The organism is Glycomyces sp. NPDC048151 (assembly GCF_043202775.1).
Taxonomy (GTDB): domain Bacteria; phylum Actinomycetota; class Actinomycetes; order Mycobacteriales; family Micromonosporaceae; genus Glycomyces.
Genome location: NZ_JBIDBB010000006.1, coordinates 373872 through 393190, shown reverse-complemented (window position 1 = coordinate 393190; position 19319 = coordinate 373872). Strand labels below are relative to the sequence as shown.

At 72.7% G+C, this 19319-nt stretch carries 10 protein-coding genes; 8 read left to right on the top strand and 2 right to left on the bottom strand.

The window, feature by feature from the left end:
• Positions 1–37: 37 nt before the first annotated feature.
• From ACGGCP_RS16935 to ACGGCP_RS16905, 7 genes are all read left to right on the top strand, one after another.
• On the top strand, positions 38–3343 hold the full coding sequence (locus tag ACGGCP_RS16935) for a DUF4132 domain-containing protein (RefSeq protein ID WP_392967060.1): 3306 nt from the start codon (positions 38–40) through the stop codon (positions 3341–3343).
• A gap of 93 nt (positions 3344–3436) precedes the next feature.
• Positions 3437–6778: a DUF4132 domain-containing protein gene (locus ACGGCP_RS16930; protein ID WP_392967058.1), complete on the top strand. Its 3342-nt coding sequence runs from the start codon at positions 3437–3439 to the stop codon at positions 6776–6778.
• Positions 6779–6883: 105 nt separating this feature from the next.
• Positions 6884–9049 (top strand): DUF4132 domain-containing protein, encoded by a 2166-nt coding sequence (locus tag ACGGCP_RS16925; protein WP_392967056.1) that lies wholly within the window; start codon positions 6884–6886, stop codon positions 9047–9049.
• A gap of 13 nt (positions 9050–9062) precedes the next feature.
• Entirely contained in the window at positions 9063–10157 is a 1095-nt protein-coding gene (locus ACGGCP_RS16920) for an AAA family ATPase (RefSeq protein ID WP_392967054.1), read from the top strand.
• Positions 10154–12421, top strand: coding sequence for a DUF5682 family protein (locus ACGGCP_RS16915; RefSeq protein ID WP_392967052.1), 2268 nt, complete (start codon positions 10154–10156; stop codon positions 12419–12421). The genes ACGGCP_RS16920 and ACGGCP_RS16915 overlap by 4 nt, the downstream gene beginning before the upstream one ends.
• Positions 12421–13581 (top strand): VWA domain-containing protein, encoded by a 1161-nt coding sequence (locus ACGGCP_RS16910; RefSeq protein ID WP_392967050.1) that lies wholly within the window; start codon positions 12421–12423, stop codon positions 13579–13581. The genes ACGGCP_RS16915 and ACGGCP_RS16910 overlap by 1 nt, the downstream gene beginning before the upstream one ends.
• A complete protein-coding gene (locus ACGGCP_RS16905) occupies positions 13578–15521 on the top strand; it encodes a hypothetical protein (protein ID WP_392967048.1) in 1944 nt (647 codons plus the stop codon). Before ACGGCP_RS16910 ends, ACGGCP_RS16905 begins: the two co-directional genes overlap by 4 nt.
• 105 nt (positions 15522–15626) lie before the next feature.
• Here the strand turns inward: ACGGCP_RS16905 and ACGGCP_RS16900 are convergent, their stop codons facing one another.
• On the bottom strand, positions 15627–16013 hold the full coding sequence (locus ACGGCP_RS16900) for a zinc ribbon domain-containing protein (protein ID WP_392967046.1): 387 nt from the start codon (positions 16011–16013) through the stop codon (positions 15627–15629).
• Between the two features lie 1014 nt (positions 16014–17027).
• Between ACGGCP_RS16900 and ACGGCP_RS16895 the strand changes: the two genes are divergently transcribed.
• On the top strand, positions 17028–18164 hold the full coding sequence (locus ACGGCP_RS16895) for an NADP-dependent malic enzyme (RefSeq protein ID WP_392967044.1): 1137 nt from the start codon (positions 17028–17030) through the stop codon (positions 18162–18164).
• A gap of 53 nt (positions 18165–18217) precedes the next feature.
• Here ACGGCP_RS16895 and ACGGCP_RS16890 read toward each other — a convergent pair whose 3' ends face one another.
• Positions 18218–19180 (bottom strand): ADP-ribosylglycohydrolase family protein, encoded by a 963-nt coding sequence (locus tag ACGGCP_RS16890; protein ID WP_392967042.1) that lies wholly within the window; start codon positions 19178–19180, stop codon positions 18218–18220.
• Positions 19181–19319: the final 139 nt, after the last annotated feature.

Here is a 19319-nt window from a genome sequence, read left to right as displayed (position 1 = left end):
CTCGGCTGCGACATTCCCGGCCGCACGAAGGACGCAGATGACGGCATCGCTTGCACCCCAAGAAGATCAGGCCCATTTTCCGAAGGCCTGGGCCCGCCACGTGAAGCCGACCCGGACCGCCGGGAAGCCCCGGAAGCTCCCCATCGAGGACGAACGCGGCGCGCTCCTCTACGCCGAATTCGCGGTCGCGGCCCGCGCCGTCCTCGACGCCATGCTCCACGAGCGCCTCAAGCCCGCGGGGACCGCGTTCCTCGACGGGACCGTCGACCCGGTCGGCGCCGCCGTCGCCACGGCCGTCGTCGCCCACAAGTCGAGCGGCCGCCCGCACACCACGGACTTCATCGCCGCCAAGGACACCGGGTCCCGCGTCATGTTCCACCGGCTCATCGCCGACCACGGCCTCCCGTTCGCCGCCGAGGCCGCCGCGGTGTTCTTCACGCTCGACTCCGGCCGGGACCCCGGCGGGCAGGTCCACCTGCGGCAGATGCACCTCAACGGCAACGGCTGGGACCGCAGCGTCCCCGACGGGCTCCTCGCCGACCTCCGCCACCGCATCGCGCTCGCCGGGGACTACCCCGCCGTCCTGGAAGCGCTGGCGCGCCGCCGCGGCAATCCCGCCGAACGGCTCGCCGTGACCCTCCTCGTCCCCGACGAGGCCGACTGGGCCGACGAGGTCTGCGAGGAGCACCTGCGGCACCGGCCTTCGCAGCAGTGCACCGAACTGCTGCTCACACAGGCGGTCACGACCCCGGCGCAGCTCGCGCACCTCGGGCCGCTCCGGGTCCCGGCGTACCGGCTCGAGACGGCCGAGCTCGCGAACCTCGTGTTCCGCCTCGGGGCCGCCGCCGCGCCCGTCGTCATCGACAGCGTGCAGCGGACCCACCCGGTCGCCTGGCGGCGCAGGCTCCACAAGGCGCTCGTCGGGCTCCCCTCCGACGACGTGGCGGCCTACCTCGCTGACCGGCTCCACGAACCCGACGTCATGAGCGCCGCGGCGGAGTTCGCGGGGAACTACCCCCTCAGGACGCTCCGCGCGGCGGCCGCCCGCATCCCCGGGGCGAGCGACGCCAAGCGGCAGCGGCTCGCGATGCTCCTCCAGATCGACCCGGCCCTCGAAGCGGCCGCACCGCACCTGGACGCCGAGGCCCGGGCCGTCGTCGCGCCGCTGTTCGGCTCGGACGACCGCGCGCCGTACGCCGACCCGGTCGACCTGCCTCCGCTGCTGACGTCCCCGCCGTGGACCATCAAGCGCGCCAAGCGGAAGCGGACCGTCCTCGAAGGGCTCGTGCCGCCCCCGGTCAACCGGGTCGTCTGGGCCGAAGGCGAACGCGAGGAGTTCGCGCACGCCGGGTACAGCTTCAGCTCCTACAGCGAGGACACCTGGCGCAAGGACGCCGCCCGGCTCGAACTGCGGAAACTCGACTCCGAGTACGGACTGCGCCTGCTGGCGCACGCGCCGCTGGCGATCGCCGCGCCGGTCGCCGACCGCTGGCACGCCAGGGGCCCCTTCGGATACTGGGGGCACCGGGAGCTCAAACGCGCCCTGTCCCGCCACGAGGCGACCGTCGCCGTCGAGATCGCCCGGGGAGCGGCCTTCGACGTCACGAGCCGCGACGCCGCGCTGCCGATCGCGAACCTGCAGGCCGCCCGCGACATGGCCGAAGCGCTCGTGCGCCTCAAATCCGTGCGCGCCACCGCGATCGCCTGGCTCGACCGCCACACCGCCGACGCCGCAGTGCTCCTCGTCCCCGACGCCCTCGGCGCCGACAGGACCCTGCGCAAGCACGCCGAGACCGCGCTGGCGTTCCTCGTGGCCCGGCACGGGGCCGACCTCGTGCGGGAGGCCGCGAAGCACTACGGCGACGAGGCCGCCGCCGCGCTCGAACCGCTCGTGGACGCCGACCCGCTCGACCCGGTCGGCGTCGCCATCCCCAAGCAGGCCGCCTGGGCCGCGCCGCCGCTGCTCCCGCAGGTGCTGCTGCGCGGCGGCGAGCGCGCGCTGCCGCCGAGCGCGGTCGAGCACCTGCTCACCGTCCTGGCGCTCGCGACCCCCGAATACCCTTACGCCGGTGTGGAGGTCGTGGCCGAGGCCTGCGACCGCCCCTCGCTGAGCCGCTTCTCGCTCGCGCTGTTCGAGCGGTGGCTCCAGGCGGGCGCGCACACCGGCGAGACCTGGGCGCTCACGCAGCTCGCCCTCTTCGCCGACGACCACACCGTGCGCACCCTCGCGCCGCTCGTCGCGAAATGGCCCGGCGAGAACCAGCACCAGCGGGCCGTCAAGGGCCTCAAGGTGCTCGGCGCGATCGGCACCGAGACCGCGATGCGCGCCGTCCAGTCCATCGCCGAGAAGGCGAAGTTCGACGCGATCCGCTGGGAGGCGACGGTCCAGATCGACGCGATCGCCGCGAACCTCGGGCTCACCGCCGAGCAGCTCGCCGACCGGCTCGTGCCGGACTTCGGGCTCGGCGACGAGGCCGCGCTCGTCCTCGACTACGGCCCGCGCCGGTTCACCGTGCGCTTCGACGAGCAGCTGAAGCCGTTCGTCCACGACGGCGACGGCAAGCCGCGCAAGACGCTGCCCAAGCCGGGCAAGAACGACGACGCCGCGGTCGCGGGCCACGCCTACGAACGCTTCACCGCGTTGAAGAAGGACCTGCGCACGGTCGCCGCCGACCTCGTCAAACGGCTCGAAGCGGCCATGGTCGACGGCCGCGAGTGGACGCTCGCGGAATTCCGGGAGCACTACGTCGAGCACGCGCTGAGCGGGCACCTCGCGCGGCGGCTCGTCTGGCTCGCCGATCACGCGGGCGCGCGCACCGCCTTCCGGATCGCCGAGGACGGCACCTTCAGCGACGCCGACGACGAGACGTTCACGCCCGCGACGGGATCCATGGTGCGCCTGGCGCACCCGGCCCTGCTCGGATCCGACGCGGTCCGGGCCTGGGCCGAGCTCCTCGCCGACTACGAGGTCCTGCAGCCGTTCGAGCAGATGAACCGGCCGGTGTTCGCGCTCACCGCCGACGAGCTGGCGACCGGCCGCCTCACCCGCTTCGAAGGCGTCGCCGTCGCGACCGTCCGCATCCTCGGGATGACCGGCCGCGGCTGGAACAGGTCGGGGGCGTACCAGGGCGGCGTCGACACCGGCGTCTCCTACCGCCTGCCCGGCGGCGGCTCGCTCGACGTCGACCTCGACCCGGGCATCTACGTCGGCAGTGTGGACGCCTACCCCGACCAGGCGCTGAAAGCCGTGTACCTCTCCGGGGTCGAGGCCCCGGCGGACCTCGACCCGGTGGCCGTCTCCGAGGCGCTGGCCGGGCTCGCCAGGCTCACCCGCGCCGTATGAGCCCGGCGGCCCGGACCAGACCGGTCCGGGCCGCCGTTGGCGGTGCGCACCAGTGTGATCACCGTGTCGTACCCGGCTTCTAAGCTGTCGCCCATGACCGAGATCGAGACTTCCTCAGCTCTGCCCGATGAGGACCGCCTGGCGTTCCCGTCCACCTGGAACCGCTTCGTGCACCCCCGCCGCGGGGCCGCCAAACCCCGCCGGGTCAAGCTCGAACCGGACGCCGGGCGCGAGCTCCTCCACAAGTACGCGCAGAAGCTCGGCAAGCGCCTCGCGCTGGAGGAGAACCGCGAGTACGCCGACGTCGCGCAGTCCTTCCTGGACGGCGAGGCGGACGTTGTCGGCGCGGCGGCGGTCATGGCGCTCGCCCGGCCCGGCATGGGCTCCGAAGCGCTCCAGCTGCGGCCGCTGTTCGACCTGACGGCGACCGAGCACGGCCTGCCGTTCGCCGTCGCCGCCGTCACCGAGGCCCTCACGTTCGAGGCGATGCAGATCGGCCAGGCGAAGGGGCTCGTCCTCACGCGGCGGCCCCTGAGCGACTACAACTGGGCGAAGTTCCTCGACCACAAGGACATCCGCGACATCCGCGCGCTCCTCGCCGCCGCCTCCGACGAGGAGTACCGGGCGGTCGTCGCCGCCGTCGACGCGCATCGCACCGGCCCCGAACTGCGTATGGCCGCGAGCTTCCTCGTCCCCGACGAGGACGCTTGGATGATCGAGGCGTGCGAGGAGGTCACCGCCGCGAAGACGGCGGACCCGGCCTGCACGAGGCTGCTCCTGGAAGTGATCACCACCGTCGAGCAGCGCGACGCGCTCGACGTGTCGATGCTCCCGCAACTGCACTGGGTCTACGCCGCCGAGATCGCCGACCTCGTGCACCGCATCGGCGCCGCCGCGCTCCCGGTGATCCTGGGCTACCTCGACGGCTACTGCAACGCCGACGAGCGCAAGATCCTCTACCGGGCCCTCGCCGCGCTCCCCGCCGAGGAGGCGATGGCGGCCCTGCTCGACCGGGGCGACGACCCCGCCTCCATCGGCTTCGCGATGGAGGCCGCCGCCCGCTTCCCCAGGCGCGCAGTCGCACTCATCGCCCGCCGCGTCCCCGGCGCGGACGCCGACGAGCGCAAGCGCCTCTTCTCGGTCCTCCACGCCGACCCGGTCCTCCTCGACGCCGCGCTGCCGCTGGCGGACCCCGATGATCAAGCGGCCGTCGCGACCCTCACCGCCGGGCACCGCCAGCTCCCCGAGGCCCCCGCCGAAGCCGTCCCCGCCCTGCTCGCCGCCCCGCCGTGGGCCGCCGGCGCCGCCGCCGAAGCCGTCGTCGTCAAGGGCCTGGAGCCCGCTCCGATCAACAAGATGACCTGGGCCGAAGGCGAACACGAGGCCTGGTCCTCGCTCGACCACCACGTCCTCAACAAGTTCAAGGGCAGCGACGAGTGGACCCGGGAGCGCTGGGAGGAGCACATCGGCGACTTCGACAAGCGCAGCTCCGACTTCCAGGCCGCGGTGCTCGCCGTCGCGCCCCCCGAGTTCGCCGCCGAGCTCCTGCCGCGCTGGTCCACCCGCAGCTACTACTTCTACCTCGAAGTCCTGCAGCGGCTCCTCGTCAACCTCGGCCCCGACGCCGCCGCCCAGGTGATGGCCGCGACCTCGTACGAGGTCGACTTCCGCCGGACCCTGCTCCTGCCGGTCGCGAACCTCGCCGTCGCCCGCTACGCCGCCGACGCGCTGGTGCGCCTGAAGACCATGCGGTCCTTCGCGGTCGCGTGGCTCGACCGGCACACGGCCGACGCCGCCGCCCTGCTCGTCCCCGACGCGCTCGGCAGTGCCAAGAAGCCGCGCGCCGCCGCCGAGGCCGCGCTCCGGTACCTCGCCGCGAACCACGGCGAGGACCTCGTGCGCGACGCCGCCGCGCAGTACGGCGACGCGGCCGCCGCCGCGATCGGCGCGCTCGTCGACATCGACCCGCTCACGCCGGTCGGCGTCAAGATCCCCGAGCCCGGCGCGTGGGCGTCCCCGGTCGCCCTCCCGCAGGTGCTCCTCAACGGACGCGAGCAGGCCCTGCCGAACGCCGCCGTCCGCAACCTCATCACCGTGCTCGCCATCGCCACCCCCGAGTTCCCGTACGAGGGCGTCGCCGTCGTCGCCGGGTCCTGCGACCGGACCTCCCTGGAGCGCTTCTCGATCGCCCTGTTCGAGCAGTGGCTCACCGCCGGGGCGCCCTCCGAGGACGGCTGGGCCCTCACCCAGCTCGCGCACTTCGGCGGCGACGAGGCCGTGCGGCTCCTCCAGCCGCTCGTCGGCCGCTGGCCGGGGGAGAACCAGCACCAGCGGGCCGTCAAGGGCCTCAAGGTCCTCGGCGCGATCGGCACCGAGACCGCCCTGCGGGCGATCAACCAGATCGCGGAGAAAGCCAAGTTCGCCGCGATCAAAGCCGAGGCGCGCGAGCAGATCGACGCGATCGCCGCGAACCTCGGCCTCACCGCCGACCAGCTCGGCGACCGGCTCGTCCCCGACTTCGGCCTGCGCGACGAAGCGGCGCTCGTCCTCGACTACGGCCCCAGGCAGTTCAAGGTCGGCTTCGACGAGGCGCTCAAGCCCTTCGTCTCCGACATGGACGGCAAGCCCCGCAAGAGCCTGCCGAAACCCGGGGCGAAGGACGACGAGCTCCTCGCCGACGCCGCCTACAAGCGGTTCGCGGCCCTGCGCAAGGACCTCCGCACCGTCGCGGCCGACCAGGTCAAGCGCCTCGAACGCGCCATGGTCCAGGGCCGCACCTGGACGCCCGCCGAGTTCGACGAGCACTTCGTGCAGCACCCGCTCGTGTGGCACCTCGCCCGCCGCCTCGTCTGGATCGCCGAAGCCGAAGGGACGCGCACCGCGTTCCGCCTCGCCGAGGACAAGGGCTGCACCGACGTCGAGGAGGACGCGTTCGCCCTCCCCGCGGACGCCGTCGTCCGGCTCGCGCACCCCGCCATCATGGGATCCGAAGTGGACGCATGGGGCGAGATCCTCGCCGACTACGAGATCCTCCAGCCCTTCCCCCAGCTCGGCCGCCCCGTGATGGCCTTCACCGAAGAGGAGCTCGCGACCGGCCGCCTCGCCCGCTTCGAAGGCGTCGAGGTGCCCGTCGGCAAGCTCCTCGGCCTCACGAGCAAGGGCTTCGAGCGCTCGGCCCCGATGGACGCCGGCGTCGAAGCGGGCATGTCCTGCGTCCTCCACGGCGCCGGGTACCTCGTGCTCGACCTCGACCCGGGCATCTGGGTCGGCGCGATCGACCAGTGCCCCGACCAGACGCTGCGGACCGTGGCCCTGAGCGCCCAGGACCTCCGCGGCTGGGACGTCCCGAAGCCGAAGACGGGCTTCGGACCCGTCGACCCGGTCGTCGCCTCCGAAGTGCTGGTCGCGCTGGCCAAAGCCACCGACAAGGCCTGACGCCCCCGACCCGGCCCGCCGCCTGTTCGAAGGCGGCGGGCCGGAGGCGTGTCGCACCCGCCTCCTATGCTCTGCATGGAACCACCGGCCCCCGGAAAGCAGGACATGTCCGATCACGTTGCGCCACAAGAGAAGCGACTCGACGTCACCGACGAGTCGCCCGTCTCGGGCCTCCCCGCGGCGGCCCTTGAGGACCTCCCGGACGTGCTCGTCTCCCCGCCCTGGGCCGCCGCCCGCAAGCACCGCGCCCCCCGCGAGATCCCCGGCCTCGAGGCCCCCGAACCGCGCGTCGTCGGCCGCCCCGGCGAGCACGAGCGCGCGATGGCCCTCGAACCGGACCTCGTCGAATGGGACCCCGACACCTACTGGGCCGAGCACAACCGCTTCCTCAGCCACTACCACGGCTGGAAGACCGCCGACAGCGTCCTCTCCCAGCTCGCCCGCAACGGCGCGGCGGTCGCCGACGCCGCCGTCGCCGAGATCGCCTCGCCCTGGAACGGCCGCGCGCTCCTGCCGATCCGCTCGACCCCCGCCGCCGCCCTCGCCGCGCACTGGGTCCTGCGCCTCGACGCCGGACGCGCCCCCGGCCTCGACTGGTTCGACCGCCACGGCCTCCACGCCGTGCCCTGCCTCGTCCCCGAAGCGTTCGGCCCCAAGCCCTACCAGCGCACCACCGCCCGCGGCGCGCTCCGCCTCCTCGCCTGGCGGCACGGCCCCGAAGCGGTCACCGCCGCCGCCGAACCCCACGGGCCCGAAGCGGTCGCGGGCGTCGCCGCCGTCCTCGCCGACCCCGACCGGCCGCTGCTGAACAACCCCTCGGTCCGCGTCTACGGCGACCTGCCGCGCGTCCTCACCGCCGACCGGGCCGCGGTCCTGCCGCGCAGCGCCGTCGCCAACCTCGTCGCCGTCCTCTTCCAGTGGTCGCCCCGCACCCCCTACCCGGCCGTCGAGGCGGTCGCCGCCGCCTGCGACCCCGATTCCCTCGCCCGCTTCTCGATCGCCCTCGCGCACCGCTACCGGTTCGCGGACCGGGCGGTCGGGCAGCTCGCCCGCTTCGGCGGCGCCGAAGCGGCCGAACTCATCGCAGCGCAGGTCAAGAAGTCCGGCGCCCGGTCCCTCGCCCGCACCGGCTTCGCGCTGGAGACCCTCGCGGGCTTCCCCGCCGACATCGCGTTCCCCGCCATGTACCGTCTCGCGCGCGGCAAGGTCCACGCCTCGGTCAAGACCGCCGCCGCCCCGCACCTCGCCCGCATCGCCGACCGGCACGGCCGGAGCGTCGAAGCGCTCGCCGACCACCACGCGCCGACGCTCGGCCTCGACGACCCCGACCACCTCACGCTCGACTACGGCCCCCGGACCTTCCGCATCGAAGCCGACGACCGCCTCAGGCTCCGCGTCGCCGACGCGACCGGCAAGACCCGCGCCCGCCCGCCCCGGCCCGGCGTCCGCGACGACGCCCGGGCCGCCGAGGCCGCGGCCGCCCGCTTCCGCACGCTGGCCAAGGACCTCACCGCCGAGCAGGCGTTCCAAGCCGACCGCCTCAAAGACGCGATGCTCGCCAGCCGCATCTGGGACGCCGCCGAGTTCGCGCACCTCACCGCGCACCCCGTGCTCGCGTCCCTCGCCCGCGGCCTGCTGTGGATCGGCGAGACCCCGCAAGGGCCCCAGGCGTTCCGCTTCGCCGAAGACGGCAGCTTCGCCGACGCCGACGACAAGCCGCTGCGTCTCGCCGACGGCGCCCGCGTCCGCCTCGCCCACCCCGTCCTCCTCGGCCCCGACCTCGCGCTGTGGACCGAGGTGTTCGCCGACTACGAGATCCTCCAGCCCTTCGACCAGCTCGCCCGCCCCGCCCTCCACCTCACCGAGGAGGAGGCGCGCACCGGCGTCCTCCACCGCTTCACCGGCGCGACCGCGACGTTCGGGGCCCTCAACCGGGTCCTCGCCTGGAAATCGCTGTTCCAGCTCGGCACCCCCGACTCGCGCGTGTCCGAACTCCACACCCGCCTGTTCGCCCGCGACCTCCCGCGTGCAGCCCTCAACGCCGAGAGCGCGACCATAGTCGACAACGCGTATCTCCTCGCCGAGATCGACCCGAGCCCCGCCGACCGCGAACCCGACCCCGAAGGGCGCCACCGCGTCCTCTGGATCTGGTTCTCGCCCACCAAGAACCGCCGCCGCGGCGTCCCCACCCTGCGTGGCGACGCCCTCGACCCCGTCCTGGTCGCCGAGCTCCTCGCCGACCTCGGCCGCGCCACCGGCATCCACCACTGAGCAGAAAGCCGCAATGACCGACACCGCAGTACCCAAGACGGCGCCGAAACTCCAGCGCCCGCCCGCCGAGCAGCGCTACGCGACCGAGCTCGCCAAGCTCGCCGCCGAGGACGACTCGCCCCGCCCGCCCGGCTGGGCACTCAGCCTCCAGGCCGCCCGCACCTTCATCTGCGGCGACGAGTCGCGCGGCATCACCCGCAAGTTCGTGGGCGACCCCTCGCTCATCGACCGCGCGCTCGTCACCCTCGCCACCAACCGCGGCCTCATGCTCGTCGGCGAGCCCGGCACCGCGAAGTCGCTGCTGTCCGAACTCATCGCGGCCGCCGTCTCCGGCGACTCCACCCTCACCATCCAGGGCGGCGCGTCCACCACCGAGGACCAGATCGCCTACTCCTGGAACTACTCCCTGCTCGTCTCCGAAGGCCCCACCGAACGCGCCCTCGTCCCCGCGCCCCTGCTGCGCGGCATGTCCGAAGGCCGCGTCGTCCGCTTCGAGGAGATCACCCGCTGCCCCCTCGAAGTCCAGGACTCGCTCCTGTCGCCCCTGTCGGACCGCGTGCTCGCCATCCCCGAACTCGAAGGCGACTCGATGGTCTTCGCCCGCGAAGGCTTCAACATCATCGCCACCGCCAACACCCGCGACCGCGGCGTCAACGAGATGAGCGCGGCCCTCAAACGCCGCTTCAACTTCGAGACGGTCTTCCCCATCGCCGACTTCAAGACCGAACTCGACCTCGTCGAAGCGGAGGCCTCGGCCGCGCTGGCGCGCTCGGGCGTGCCCGCGCCGCCCTCGCGCGACGTCCTCGAAGTGCTCGTGCGGGTCTTCCGCGACCTGCGCACGGGGGACGCGAACTCGGGCCGCCCGCAGGCGGTCATGTCGACCGCCGAGGCCGTCTCGGTCGCGCACGCGGTCGGCATCAAGGCCTGGTACCTGCGCGGCGGCACCGCCGAGGCGGGGGACATCGTGGACTGCATGGCCGGGGCCGCCGCGAAGGACAACGCCGAGGACCTGGCGCGCCTGCGCCGCTACCTCGAGCAGAAGGCCCCCAAACGCAAAGGCCCGCACTGGGAGTCGCTCTACCAGGCCCGGAACCTGCTGCCCGGATGATCGAGCGCCTCCACGTCCAGGGCGTGCGGCACCACTCGCCCGCGTGCGCCCGCCTCGTCGCCGACCGGATCGCCGAGCTGCGGCCCGCCGCCGTCCTCATCGAGGGCCCGGCCGACTTCAACGCGCGGCTCGACGAGCTCGCCCTCGAACACGAACTGCCCGTGGCGATCTACTCGTACGCGAGCACCGACCTGTCGGTGCGCCGCACGTGGGCGCCGATGTGCGACTACTCGCCGGAGTGGGTGGCCCTCACCGAGGGCCGCCGCGCCGGCGCGACCGTGCGCTTCATCGACCTGCCCGCCTGGCACCAGGCGTTCGACGGCGTCGAGAACCGCTACTCGGACGCCGAGCGCCGCTACACCGACGCGACCGACCGGCTCTGCCGGGAGTTCGCCGTCGACAACGCCGACGCGCTCTGGGACCACCTCGTCGAGGTCGCCGAACCCGACGGGCTCGCCGACCGGCTCGACCACTACTTCGACCTCGTGCGCGGCGAGGCCGACGCGGACGGGCGCGACAGCGCGCGCGAAGCCTATATGGCCCAGTGGATCCGGGCCACCCTCGCCGAGACCGAAGGGCCCGTGCTCGTCGTCTGCGGCGGCTTCCACGCGCCCGCGCTGCGCCGCCTCGCCGCGGACGGCGGCACCGGCGTCCCGGACCTCCCCGAACCGCCCGAGGGCACCGAGACCGGCGGCTACCTCGTGCCGTACTCGTTCAAACGCCTCGACGCGTTCGCCGGGTACCAGTCGGGCATGCCCTCCCCGGAGTACTACCAGCGCCTGTGGGAGGCCGGGCCCGCCGAGGCCGCGGCCACCCTCGTGCAGCGGATCACCGCCCGCCTGCGCCGCAAGGGACTCCATGTCTCCACTTCGGACCTCATCGGCGCGAAGAGCCTCACCGAGGGCCTGGCGCGCCTGCGCGGCCACGGGCGGCCCGGCCGCACCGACCTCCTCGACGGCCTCGCCAGCGCCCTCATCAGCGACGACCTGGAGCAGCCGCTGCCGTGGACCCGGCGAGGGACCCTCACGGCCGGAACGCATCCGGTCGTCGTCGAGATGACCGCCGCGCTCACCGGCGAACGCGTCGGCAGGCTCCACCCGGACACGCCCCGGCCCCCGCTCGTCGACGAGGCCGAAGCCGAGATGGCCCGCCTCGGACTCGACGGCGACGGCGCGCTGCGCCTCGACCTGTCCAAACCCAAGGACCTCGAGCGCAGCCGCGTCCTGCACTGCATGCGGCTCCTGCGCCTGCCCGGCGTGCGCCGCGACTCCGGGCCCGCCGCGGGGGAGGACGTCCAGGCCCACGAGCAGTGGACGCTCACGCCCACAGCGGACCGGCTGCCGGTGCTCATCGAGTCCGGCGCGCTCGGTGCGACCCTGGGCGACGCCGCCCAGACCGTCCTCGAGCAGCGCGCCGACGGCGAACGGGCCCTCAACGCCTTGGCCGCCCTGCTGTTCGACGCCGCCCTGTGCGGCCGCGCGCACCTGACCGGCAGCCTCGGCGCGTCCGTCGAGTCCGCAGTGGACGACTCGGGCGACCTCGGCGAGGTCGGCCCCGCGCTCGCCACCGTCCTCGCCCTGTGGCGGCACGACCACCTCTTCGGCACCGCCGGGAGCGACCTCTACGCCGCCGTCGTCACCGCCTGCGCGAACCGCATCCTGTGGCTCGCCGAAGGCCTCCACGCCGGGCCCGGCCCCGCCGACCAGGGCCGCCTGCTCGCGATGCGGGCCCTGCGCGACGCCGTCCGCCACGCCCCGAGCCTCACTCCGCCCGCGACCGCGGTCGCCGCCGCGGCGCAGCGGATCGCCGTCGACGGCCAGGCCCCGCCCGACCTGCGCGGCGCGGCCCTCGGCCTCGCGTGGGCGCTCGGCGCGCCCGCGAACGCCGCCGAAGCCGCCCACGGCGCGGCCGACCCCGACCGCCTCGGCGACTGGCTCGCCGGGCTCTTCGCGGTCGCCCGCGAAGAGGTCCTCGCCGAAGAACAAGGCGTCGTGTCCGCAGTGGACGAACTCGTCGGCGACCTCAACGAGGACGAGTTCCTCATCGCCCTCCCCGCCCTCCGGCAGGCCTTCGCCATGTTCCCGCCCCGCGAACGCGGCACGATCGCCGAACGCCTCGTCGCCGCCCGAGGCGGCGGCGACGCCCGCGCCATCACCCGCAAACTCGCCGTCGACCCGGTCGTCATGGCCGCCGCCATGGCCCTCGAAGCCCGCGTCGACGACGCCCTCGCCCGCGAAGACCTCGTATTCGGAGGAGAGTCCTGATGGCGGACACCCACAACGGAGCCGACCTCGAACGCTGGCGGCTCATCCTCGGCCCCGCCGCCGAAAGCTGCACCGGCGGCCTCGGCGAGCAGAACGCCGAACGCGACGCCGCCCTCGACTGGCTCTACAGCCGCGACGACGACCTCGCCAGACGCGGCGTCCGCCGCGGCGGCTCCCGCGGCGACAACAACGGCCCCCGCGGCGCCGACGACTCGCCCTCCCAGCTCACCACCGTCGACTGGCTCGACGGCATCCACCGCCTCTTCCCCAAAGAGACCATCGAACGCCTCGAACGCGACGCCGTCGAACGCTACGAGATCCACGACGTCCTCACCGACCCCGACGTCCTCGCACGCATCGAACCCAGCCCCTCCCTCCTCAAAGCCGTCCTCCGCACCAAGCACCTCATGAACCCCCAGGTGCTCAACGCCGCCCGCCGCATCGTCGAAGAAGTCGTCGAACGCCTCGTCGAGAAACTCCAAGTGCAGGTCCGCACCGTCTTCACCGGCAGCCGCACCCGCAAACCCAGCTGGCACCGCCGCTCCCGCGACTTCGACCTCAAACGCACCCTCCGCGCCAACCTCAAGCACTACCAGCCCGACGAACGCCGCGTCGCCATCGAACGCCCCCAGTTCCACTCCCGCACCTCCAAACGGCTCGAACAGTGGCAGCTCGTCCTCCTCGTCGACCAGTCCGGGTCCATGACCGGCTCCGTCATCCACTCCGCCGTCACCGCCGCCTGCCTCCACGCCCTCCCCGGCCTCAAGACCCACCTCATCGCGTTCGACACCGCCGTCGTCGACATGACCTCCGACGTCGACGACCCCGTCGAACTCCTCATGAAGGTCCAACTCGGCGGCGGCACCGACATCGCCCGCGCCGTCGAATACGGCGCCGGACTCATCGAGAACCCCCGCCGCTCCATCGTCGCCCTCATCAGCGACTTCTACGAAGGCGGCTCCGAAGCCCGCCTCGTCCACCTCGTCAAACAGCTCAGCGACCAAGGCACCCAGGTCCTCGGCCTCGCCGCCCTCGACGAGGACGCCAACCCCGTCTACGACCACGACATGGCCGCCCGCCTCGCCAAAGTCGGCGCCCACGTCGGCGCCATGACCCCCTCCCACCTGGTCGAATTCGTCGCGGAAAGGCTCGGCACGTGACCACAGCACCCCGGCAGGACCTCCTCGCCCTCACCACCGACGCCCTCGCCGCCCTCGCCAACCGCGGCCTCGTCAAACGCGCCGCCAAAGACCTCGACGCCGGCACCGCACCCGCCATCACCCTCGACGACGACGGCGCCCTCACCGCCGCCTTCCCCGACGGCGCCCAAGCCGTCCTCCCCGCCGCAGGCGGACTCGAAGCCGCCACCTGCACCTGCGGCGCGGCGGGCAAATGCCGCCACCGCGTCGGCGCCGTCCTCGCCTACCAGCGCGAACAGGAAGCGCCGCAAGCCGAACCGGGCGAGCCCGACTCCGCCGCAGAGACGGTCGCCAGCCCCGCCGCCATCACCGACGAACAACTCCGCGACACCCTCGGCCACCACGCCCTCAAAGCCGCCGAACAGACCCGCCGCGCCGGATACACCGCCCGCCTCACCTGGCCCGCCCCCGACAAACCCGCCGTCGCCGAACTCCCCGCCGCCACCGTCAGCTTCCTCGTCCCCGGCCTCGGCTACGTCCACACCGACGCCACCGGCCCCGCCCGCGACACCGCCATCGTCCTCGCCGTCTGGGCCTTCCGCGACGCCCAAGAAGGCACCGCCACCGTCAGCGTCGGCGGCACCGACACCACCGACGACCTCCAAGACGCCCTCACCCTCACCGACCGCGTCCTCCTCGACGGCGCCGTCGGCGCCGACCCCGTCCTCCGCGCCGCCCTCCAACGCGAGACCAGAGCCCTCACCCGCCGCCGCGCCCACTGGCCCGCAGGCACCCTCGCCGACCTCACCGAACAACTCGAACGCTACGACGACCGCTCCGCCGCCTACGACCCCCAGCGCCTCGCCGCCCTCCTCGCCGAACTCCCCGCCCGCGCCCGCGCCGCCCGCCACCCCGACGGCACCCCCGCCGCCCAGGTCCTCGGCAGCGAAGAAGCCGACGCCACCCCCCTCACCCTCGTCCGCCTCACCGGTCTCGGCGCCCGCGTCACCGCCCTCGGCGACACCCGCACCCTCGAGATCTACCTCGCCCAACCCGAGACCGGCATGGTCCTCACCGTCCAACGCGACTGGCCCGACTCCCCGGACCTCACCGGCGCCGAACTCGCCACCCGCCGCCTCGCCGGATGCAAGATCAGCGCGCTGGCCGCGGGCAACACGGTCACCGAGGCCGCGTCCCGCACGGCCGCCCGCGCGCTCAAGCTCGGCACCGGCCGCCTCGCCCGGACCCAGGTCCTCCCGCTCGGCCTCGCCTGGCACGACCTCCCGGACTCCCTGCGCGCCACCAACCTCAACGTCCTCGCGGACGAACTCGCCGCGCGCCCGCCCGCGCTCGTGCGCCCGCGCGTGTCCGCCGAGTCCCTGCGCGTCATCAGTGTCGAGAGCGCCGAACTGCTCGGCTACGACCCCGCCTCGCAGTACCTCTACGCCCGCGTCGAGGCGCCGAAGGGCGGCACCGCGACCATGCGCGTCCCGCACCGCGCCGCCGCGCCGGGCGCCCTCGAAGCGGTCGAGAAGGCCCTCCTCAAAGGACTCACCGGCGTCGCCGGGCACCTGCACCGCCACCGCGGCGAACTCATCGTCGAGCCGACCGCGCTGCTCACCGAGGACGGCCCGGTCGTCCCCGACCTCGCCCCCGGCGACGACACCTCCGAACTGGCCGCCGCCGAGTCGACGGCTGCGACCGACCCGGTCTCGGCCGCGATCGAAGGCGCGCTCATCGCGTGCGCGGATCTCGCCCACCAAGGCCTGCGCGGCGCCCGAGAGCCCTCCCGCCGCCGCGTCGAGGACGCCGCCGCCGAACTCAAGCGGGTCGGACTCCAAAGGGCAGCAAGCGATTTCGTGCACCTGTCCAAAGCATTGGCGGCCGAGGACGACACCGCGAAATGCACCGCCTGGACGGCCGCCGCAGTCCGCATGCTGGTCACCGCTGAGCTCCATTGATTGCTGAGCTACAGTCAGGCGCGTCTGATCTCGCCCAGACGCTTCCCCCTCATCCAGCACCGCTGGCAGCGGTGCGGCGGGCAGATCGCAGCCGTTTACGGCTGCTCAGGGCCCCTGACAAACGGCCCAAGCCACACGTGCGCGCATACGTACGTTCACGGCGGCTATGACGTCGGCCGGTCCAGCGAGACCGCACCCACGACATTCGAACTCATCTCTCGTTCTTCGGTTCTCCCGTCTGGTGTGCCCGCACAGCGGACAGCGCTGGCTGGTGTGCCGGGCGTCGACCACGACGACCGGTACACCGGCACGAAGGGCCTTGTATGCGATGTACCGCGCCAATTGGTGGAACGGCCAGTTGGAAATCCTGCCGCGCTGGGGCCGTGTGAGCCGTGCCCGCTCGCGGATGCCGTCGAGGTCTTCGAGGGCGATACCGCGACCGGTGCGTTCGGCGCGCCGACACGATCTCTTTGCTGATCCTGTGATTGACATGCGACGCATGCCTTGCTTCTCTTCGCGACCGCTGCTTCAGGCGCTTTTTAGCGGCCTTGGTGGCCTTGGCCTGCAATTCGGCCCGCACTCGGGCCATTCGGCGCCGATACCGCTCGAGGCCGTCTCCCTTGAAATTCATCCCGTCTGATGTAGTGGCGAGGTTGACGATGCCCCGATCAACGCCGATGAAGTCGAGAGGTTCCCGCTGAGCGGCCTCGGGCAGATCGATCGTCGCCGCCAGGTACAGGGTGGTGCCGCGCACCATCAGGTCCGACTCGCCTTTTCTGTGAGCCCGCAGCAGTGCCAGATGTTCTCTGGAACAAGCAAACCGGATGTCCTTCACTCGGCCGGCAGCGGTTCGGATCGAGACCGTCTGAGCATCGAGGTCCCACGACAGAGACCTGTCGTCGAACGGCTGCGCCGACATCGCCTTGAACCGGATCGGCTTCGCCAGTGCCTTCGTTGCGCGTTCGCCGCGAAGCAGACCTGCTCGGACCTGGGCATACACCACCGCGTATGCACTGCGGACCTTCTTCACTACTTGCTGGGCGACTTGAGATCCGATCCCAGTGGCCTTGGCATCCGCGTAGACCCGGCCTCTGAGCGCGTATTCGCGCTCGACTTGGCCTGTCGTCTGATCACGATGCGCGAATGCGACAGTGGCGATCCGATTGGCTTCCTCGCTGCAGAGTCGCAGGGTTTCGGCAAGTGCCGCATGCGCGTCAGCATTCGGCACCAACTTCACCACCACGACCTGCTTCATTGGATCGAATGTAGCCTGAATGTTCGGCGACGTTGAGAAGTGACACGCCCTCAAATGTCCTTCGTTTTCTTCGCGTCAGGGTGCAAGCTCGCGTCATCCGGGCCCAGATGCCTCCGCCGGATTCCTGCAAATATGATGTCCAGACCACTGGGAAACCCCCAGCTATCTCCAGCCACTCGTATCTCAGCCGGAGCCATCCGTTCGGCGTTCGCAGAGTCGGCGATCATCATCGAAGCAATGAGGCTTGACCAATGATCGACCTGCAAGACCCGATCTTCGTCGCCCACGAGGGCGGCAAACTGCGCACCTCCACCACCGTCCCCCTCGCCTCCCGCGAGGACCTCTCGGTCGCGTACACGCCCGGCGTGGCCCGCGTCTGCGAGGCCATCGCCGCCGACGAGTCCCTGGCTCGGACCCACACCTGGCGCTCCAACGTCGTCGCCGTGGTCACCGACGGCACCGCCGTCCTGGGTCTGGGCGACATCGGCCCTGCCGCCTCGCTCCCGGTCATGGAGGGCAAGGCCGCCCTGTTCCGCCAGTTCGCCGGCGTCGACGCCGTCCCGATCTGCCTGGACACCAAGGACCCCGACGCGATCGTGGCGGCCGTCGCGGCCATCGCCCCGTCCTTCGGCGGCATCAACCTCGAGGACATCGCCGCGCCGCGCTGCTTCGACATCGAGGACCGCCTCAAGGCGATGCTCGACATCCCGGTCTTCCACGACGACCAGCACGGCACCGCCGTCGTCGTCCTCGCCGCGCTCACCAACGCGCTGCGCCTCCAGGACCGCCGCGCCGAAGACCTCACGGTCGCCGTGGTCGGCGCGGGCGCGGCCGGCGTCGCGATCACCAAGATCCTGCACGAGGCCGGGGTCGGCGACCTCATCGTCTGCGACTCGGCGGGCATCATCCACGAAGGCCGCGACCGCCTCAACCCGGTCAAGGCCCGGCTCGCCGCGTTCACCAACCGCACCGGCCGCTCGGGCGACGTCACTGGAGCGCTCAAGGGCGCCGATGTCCTCGTCGGCGTCTCCGGCGGCCGGATCCCCGAAGCGGCCCTGGAGGGCATGGCGGACGACGCGATCGTGTTCGCCCTCGCCAACCCGACGCCCGAGGTCGATCCGGCGATCGCCGCGAAGCACGCCGCGATCGTCGCGACCGGCCGCAGCGACTACCCGAACCAGATCAACAACGTCCTCGCGTTCCCGGGGATCTTCCGCGGCGCGCTCGACGCGGGCGCGCCGCAGATCACCGAGGCGATGAAACTCGCCGCGGCCCGCGCGATCGCCGACATCGCCGCCGAGGACCTCGCGGCCGACCGCATCGTCCCGTCCCCGCTCGACCCGCGCGTCGCCCCGGCCGTGGCGGCAGCGGTCAAGGCCGCCGCCTAAACAGCACGGAGCCCGGATCGCAGGTCCCACTGCGGTCCGGGCTCGCTGCTGTCCTAGGCCGCCAGCAGGTCGGCCAGCGCCGTGATCACGTCCCGGCCTTCCACCTGGGACGCCCATTCCTTCGGCAGGGCCGCATGGCCGTACGCCGCGCCGTACAGGTTCCCGAGGATCGCTCCGGTCGAATCGGAGTCCCCGCTGTGGCTCACCGAAGCGGTCAGCCCCTTGCGGACGTCGTCCGTGCCGAGGAGGCAGTACACGGCGATCGCCAGCGCCTCTTCGGCGATCCAGCCCTCGCCCAGCGGCGCGCACGTGTTCGGGCCGGGCGGGACGTTCCCGGCCAGCTTGTAGGCGGCCTGGAGGGCGTCGGCCGTCTCGGAGCGGTCGAGGCCGCCGCGCAGGTGCAGCATGGTCGCCGAGACCGCGCGCTGCGGCGTCTCGCCGTTCATCAAGTGCGCCACGATCATCGCGAACGCTCCCGCTGACGCGCCCGCCGTGGGGTGGCCGTGGGTGAGCTGCGAGCACTGCTCGGCGATCGCGAACGCCTTGCCGGGATCGAAGTGCAGGCCGAACGGGGCCGAGCGCATGACGGTGCCGCAGCCCTTCGAGTTCGGGTTGACGCCGGGCCGGGCGCCGTCGCGCAGCCCGGAGATGCAGGCGTTGCCGGGCGCGCGGCGCGAGTAGAGCCACGGCTGCGCGGCGAGGCCCTGGGATCCGGTGGGCGGCATGGGTTCGCGCTGGGTCTCGCGCCAGCGCAGGTACGCGAGCCGCACTTGCGCGACGTGGTCCTCGGGGCTGCCGTCCGGCTGCGCGAGGAGGAGGCCTTCGACGGTGAACAGGGTCATCTGGGTGTCGTCGGAGATGAGGTTGGAGCGCATCTCGGTGACCCCGGCGGGTCCGAACTCCGCTTCTATGTGGTCCCACCGGTCGAATTCGACCTGGTATCCGAGGGCGTCGCCGACCGCCCCGCCGATGAGGCTTCCGAGGACGCGGTCGTGCCGCGTGAGCGCTTGAGTCACGCCGGGATTGTATGGCGTCCTTGCCGTCCGGTGGCGGAGCGTGTGCGGATCCTTGACTGCGTGATCGTCAGCCGGATCCTCGCGACGCCGTGACCCCGCCCACTCTCGTTTGCGTTCGAGTGCGCTCGAACCCATAGCG

Excerpts from the sequence above, each read along its gene's own strand:
- ACGGCP_RS16935 (WP_392967060.1), top strand. The coding sequence starts at position 38 with ATGACGGCATCGCTTGCACCCCAAGAAGATCAGGCCCATTTTCCGAAG.
- ACGGCP_RS16930 (WP_392967058.1), top strand. The coding sequence starts at position 3,437 with ATGACCGAGATCGAGACTTCCTCAGCTCTGCCCGATGAGGACCGCCTG.
- ACGGCP_RS16925 (WP_392967056.1), top strand. The coding sequence starts at position 6,884 with ATGTCCGATCACGTTGCGCCACAAGAGAAGCGACTCGACGTCACCGAC.
- ACGGCP_RS16920 (WP_392967054.1), top strand. The coding sequence starts at position 9,063 with ATGACCGACACCGCAGTACCCAAGACGGCGCCGAAACTCCAGCGCCCG.
- ACGGCP_RS16915 (WP_392967052.1), top strand. The coding sequence starts at position 10,154 with ATGATCGAGCGCCTCCACGTCCAGGGCGTGCGGCACCACTCGCCCGCG.
- ACGGCP_RS16910 (WP_392967050.1), top strand. The coding sequence starts at position 12,421 with ATGGCGGACACCCACAACGGAGCCGACCTCGAACGCTGGCGGCTCATC.
- ACGGCP_RS16900 (WP_392967046.1), bottom strand. The coding sequence starts at position 16,013 with ATGTCAATCACAGGATCAGCAAAGAGATCGTGTCGGCGCGCCGAACGC.
- ACGGCP_RS16895 (WP_392967044.1), top strand. The coding sequence starts at position 17,028 with ATGATCGACCTGCAAGACCCGATCTTCGTCGCCCACGAGGGCGGCAAA.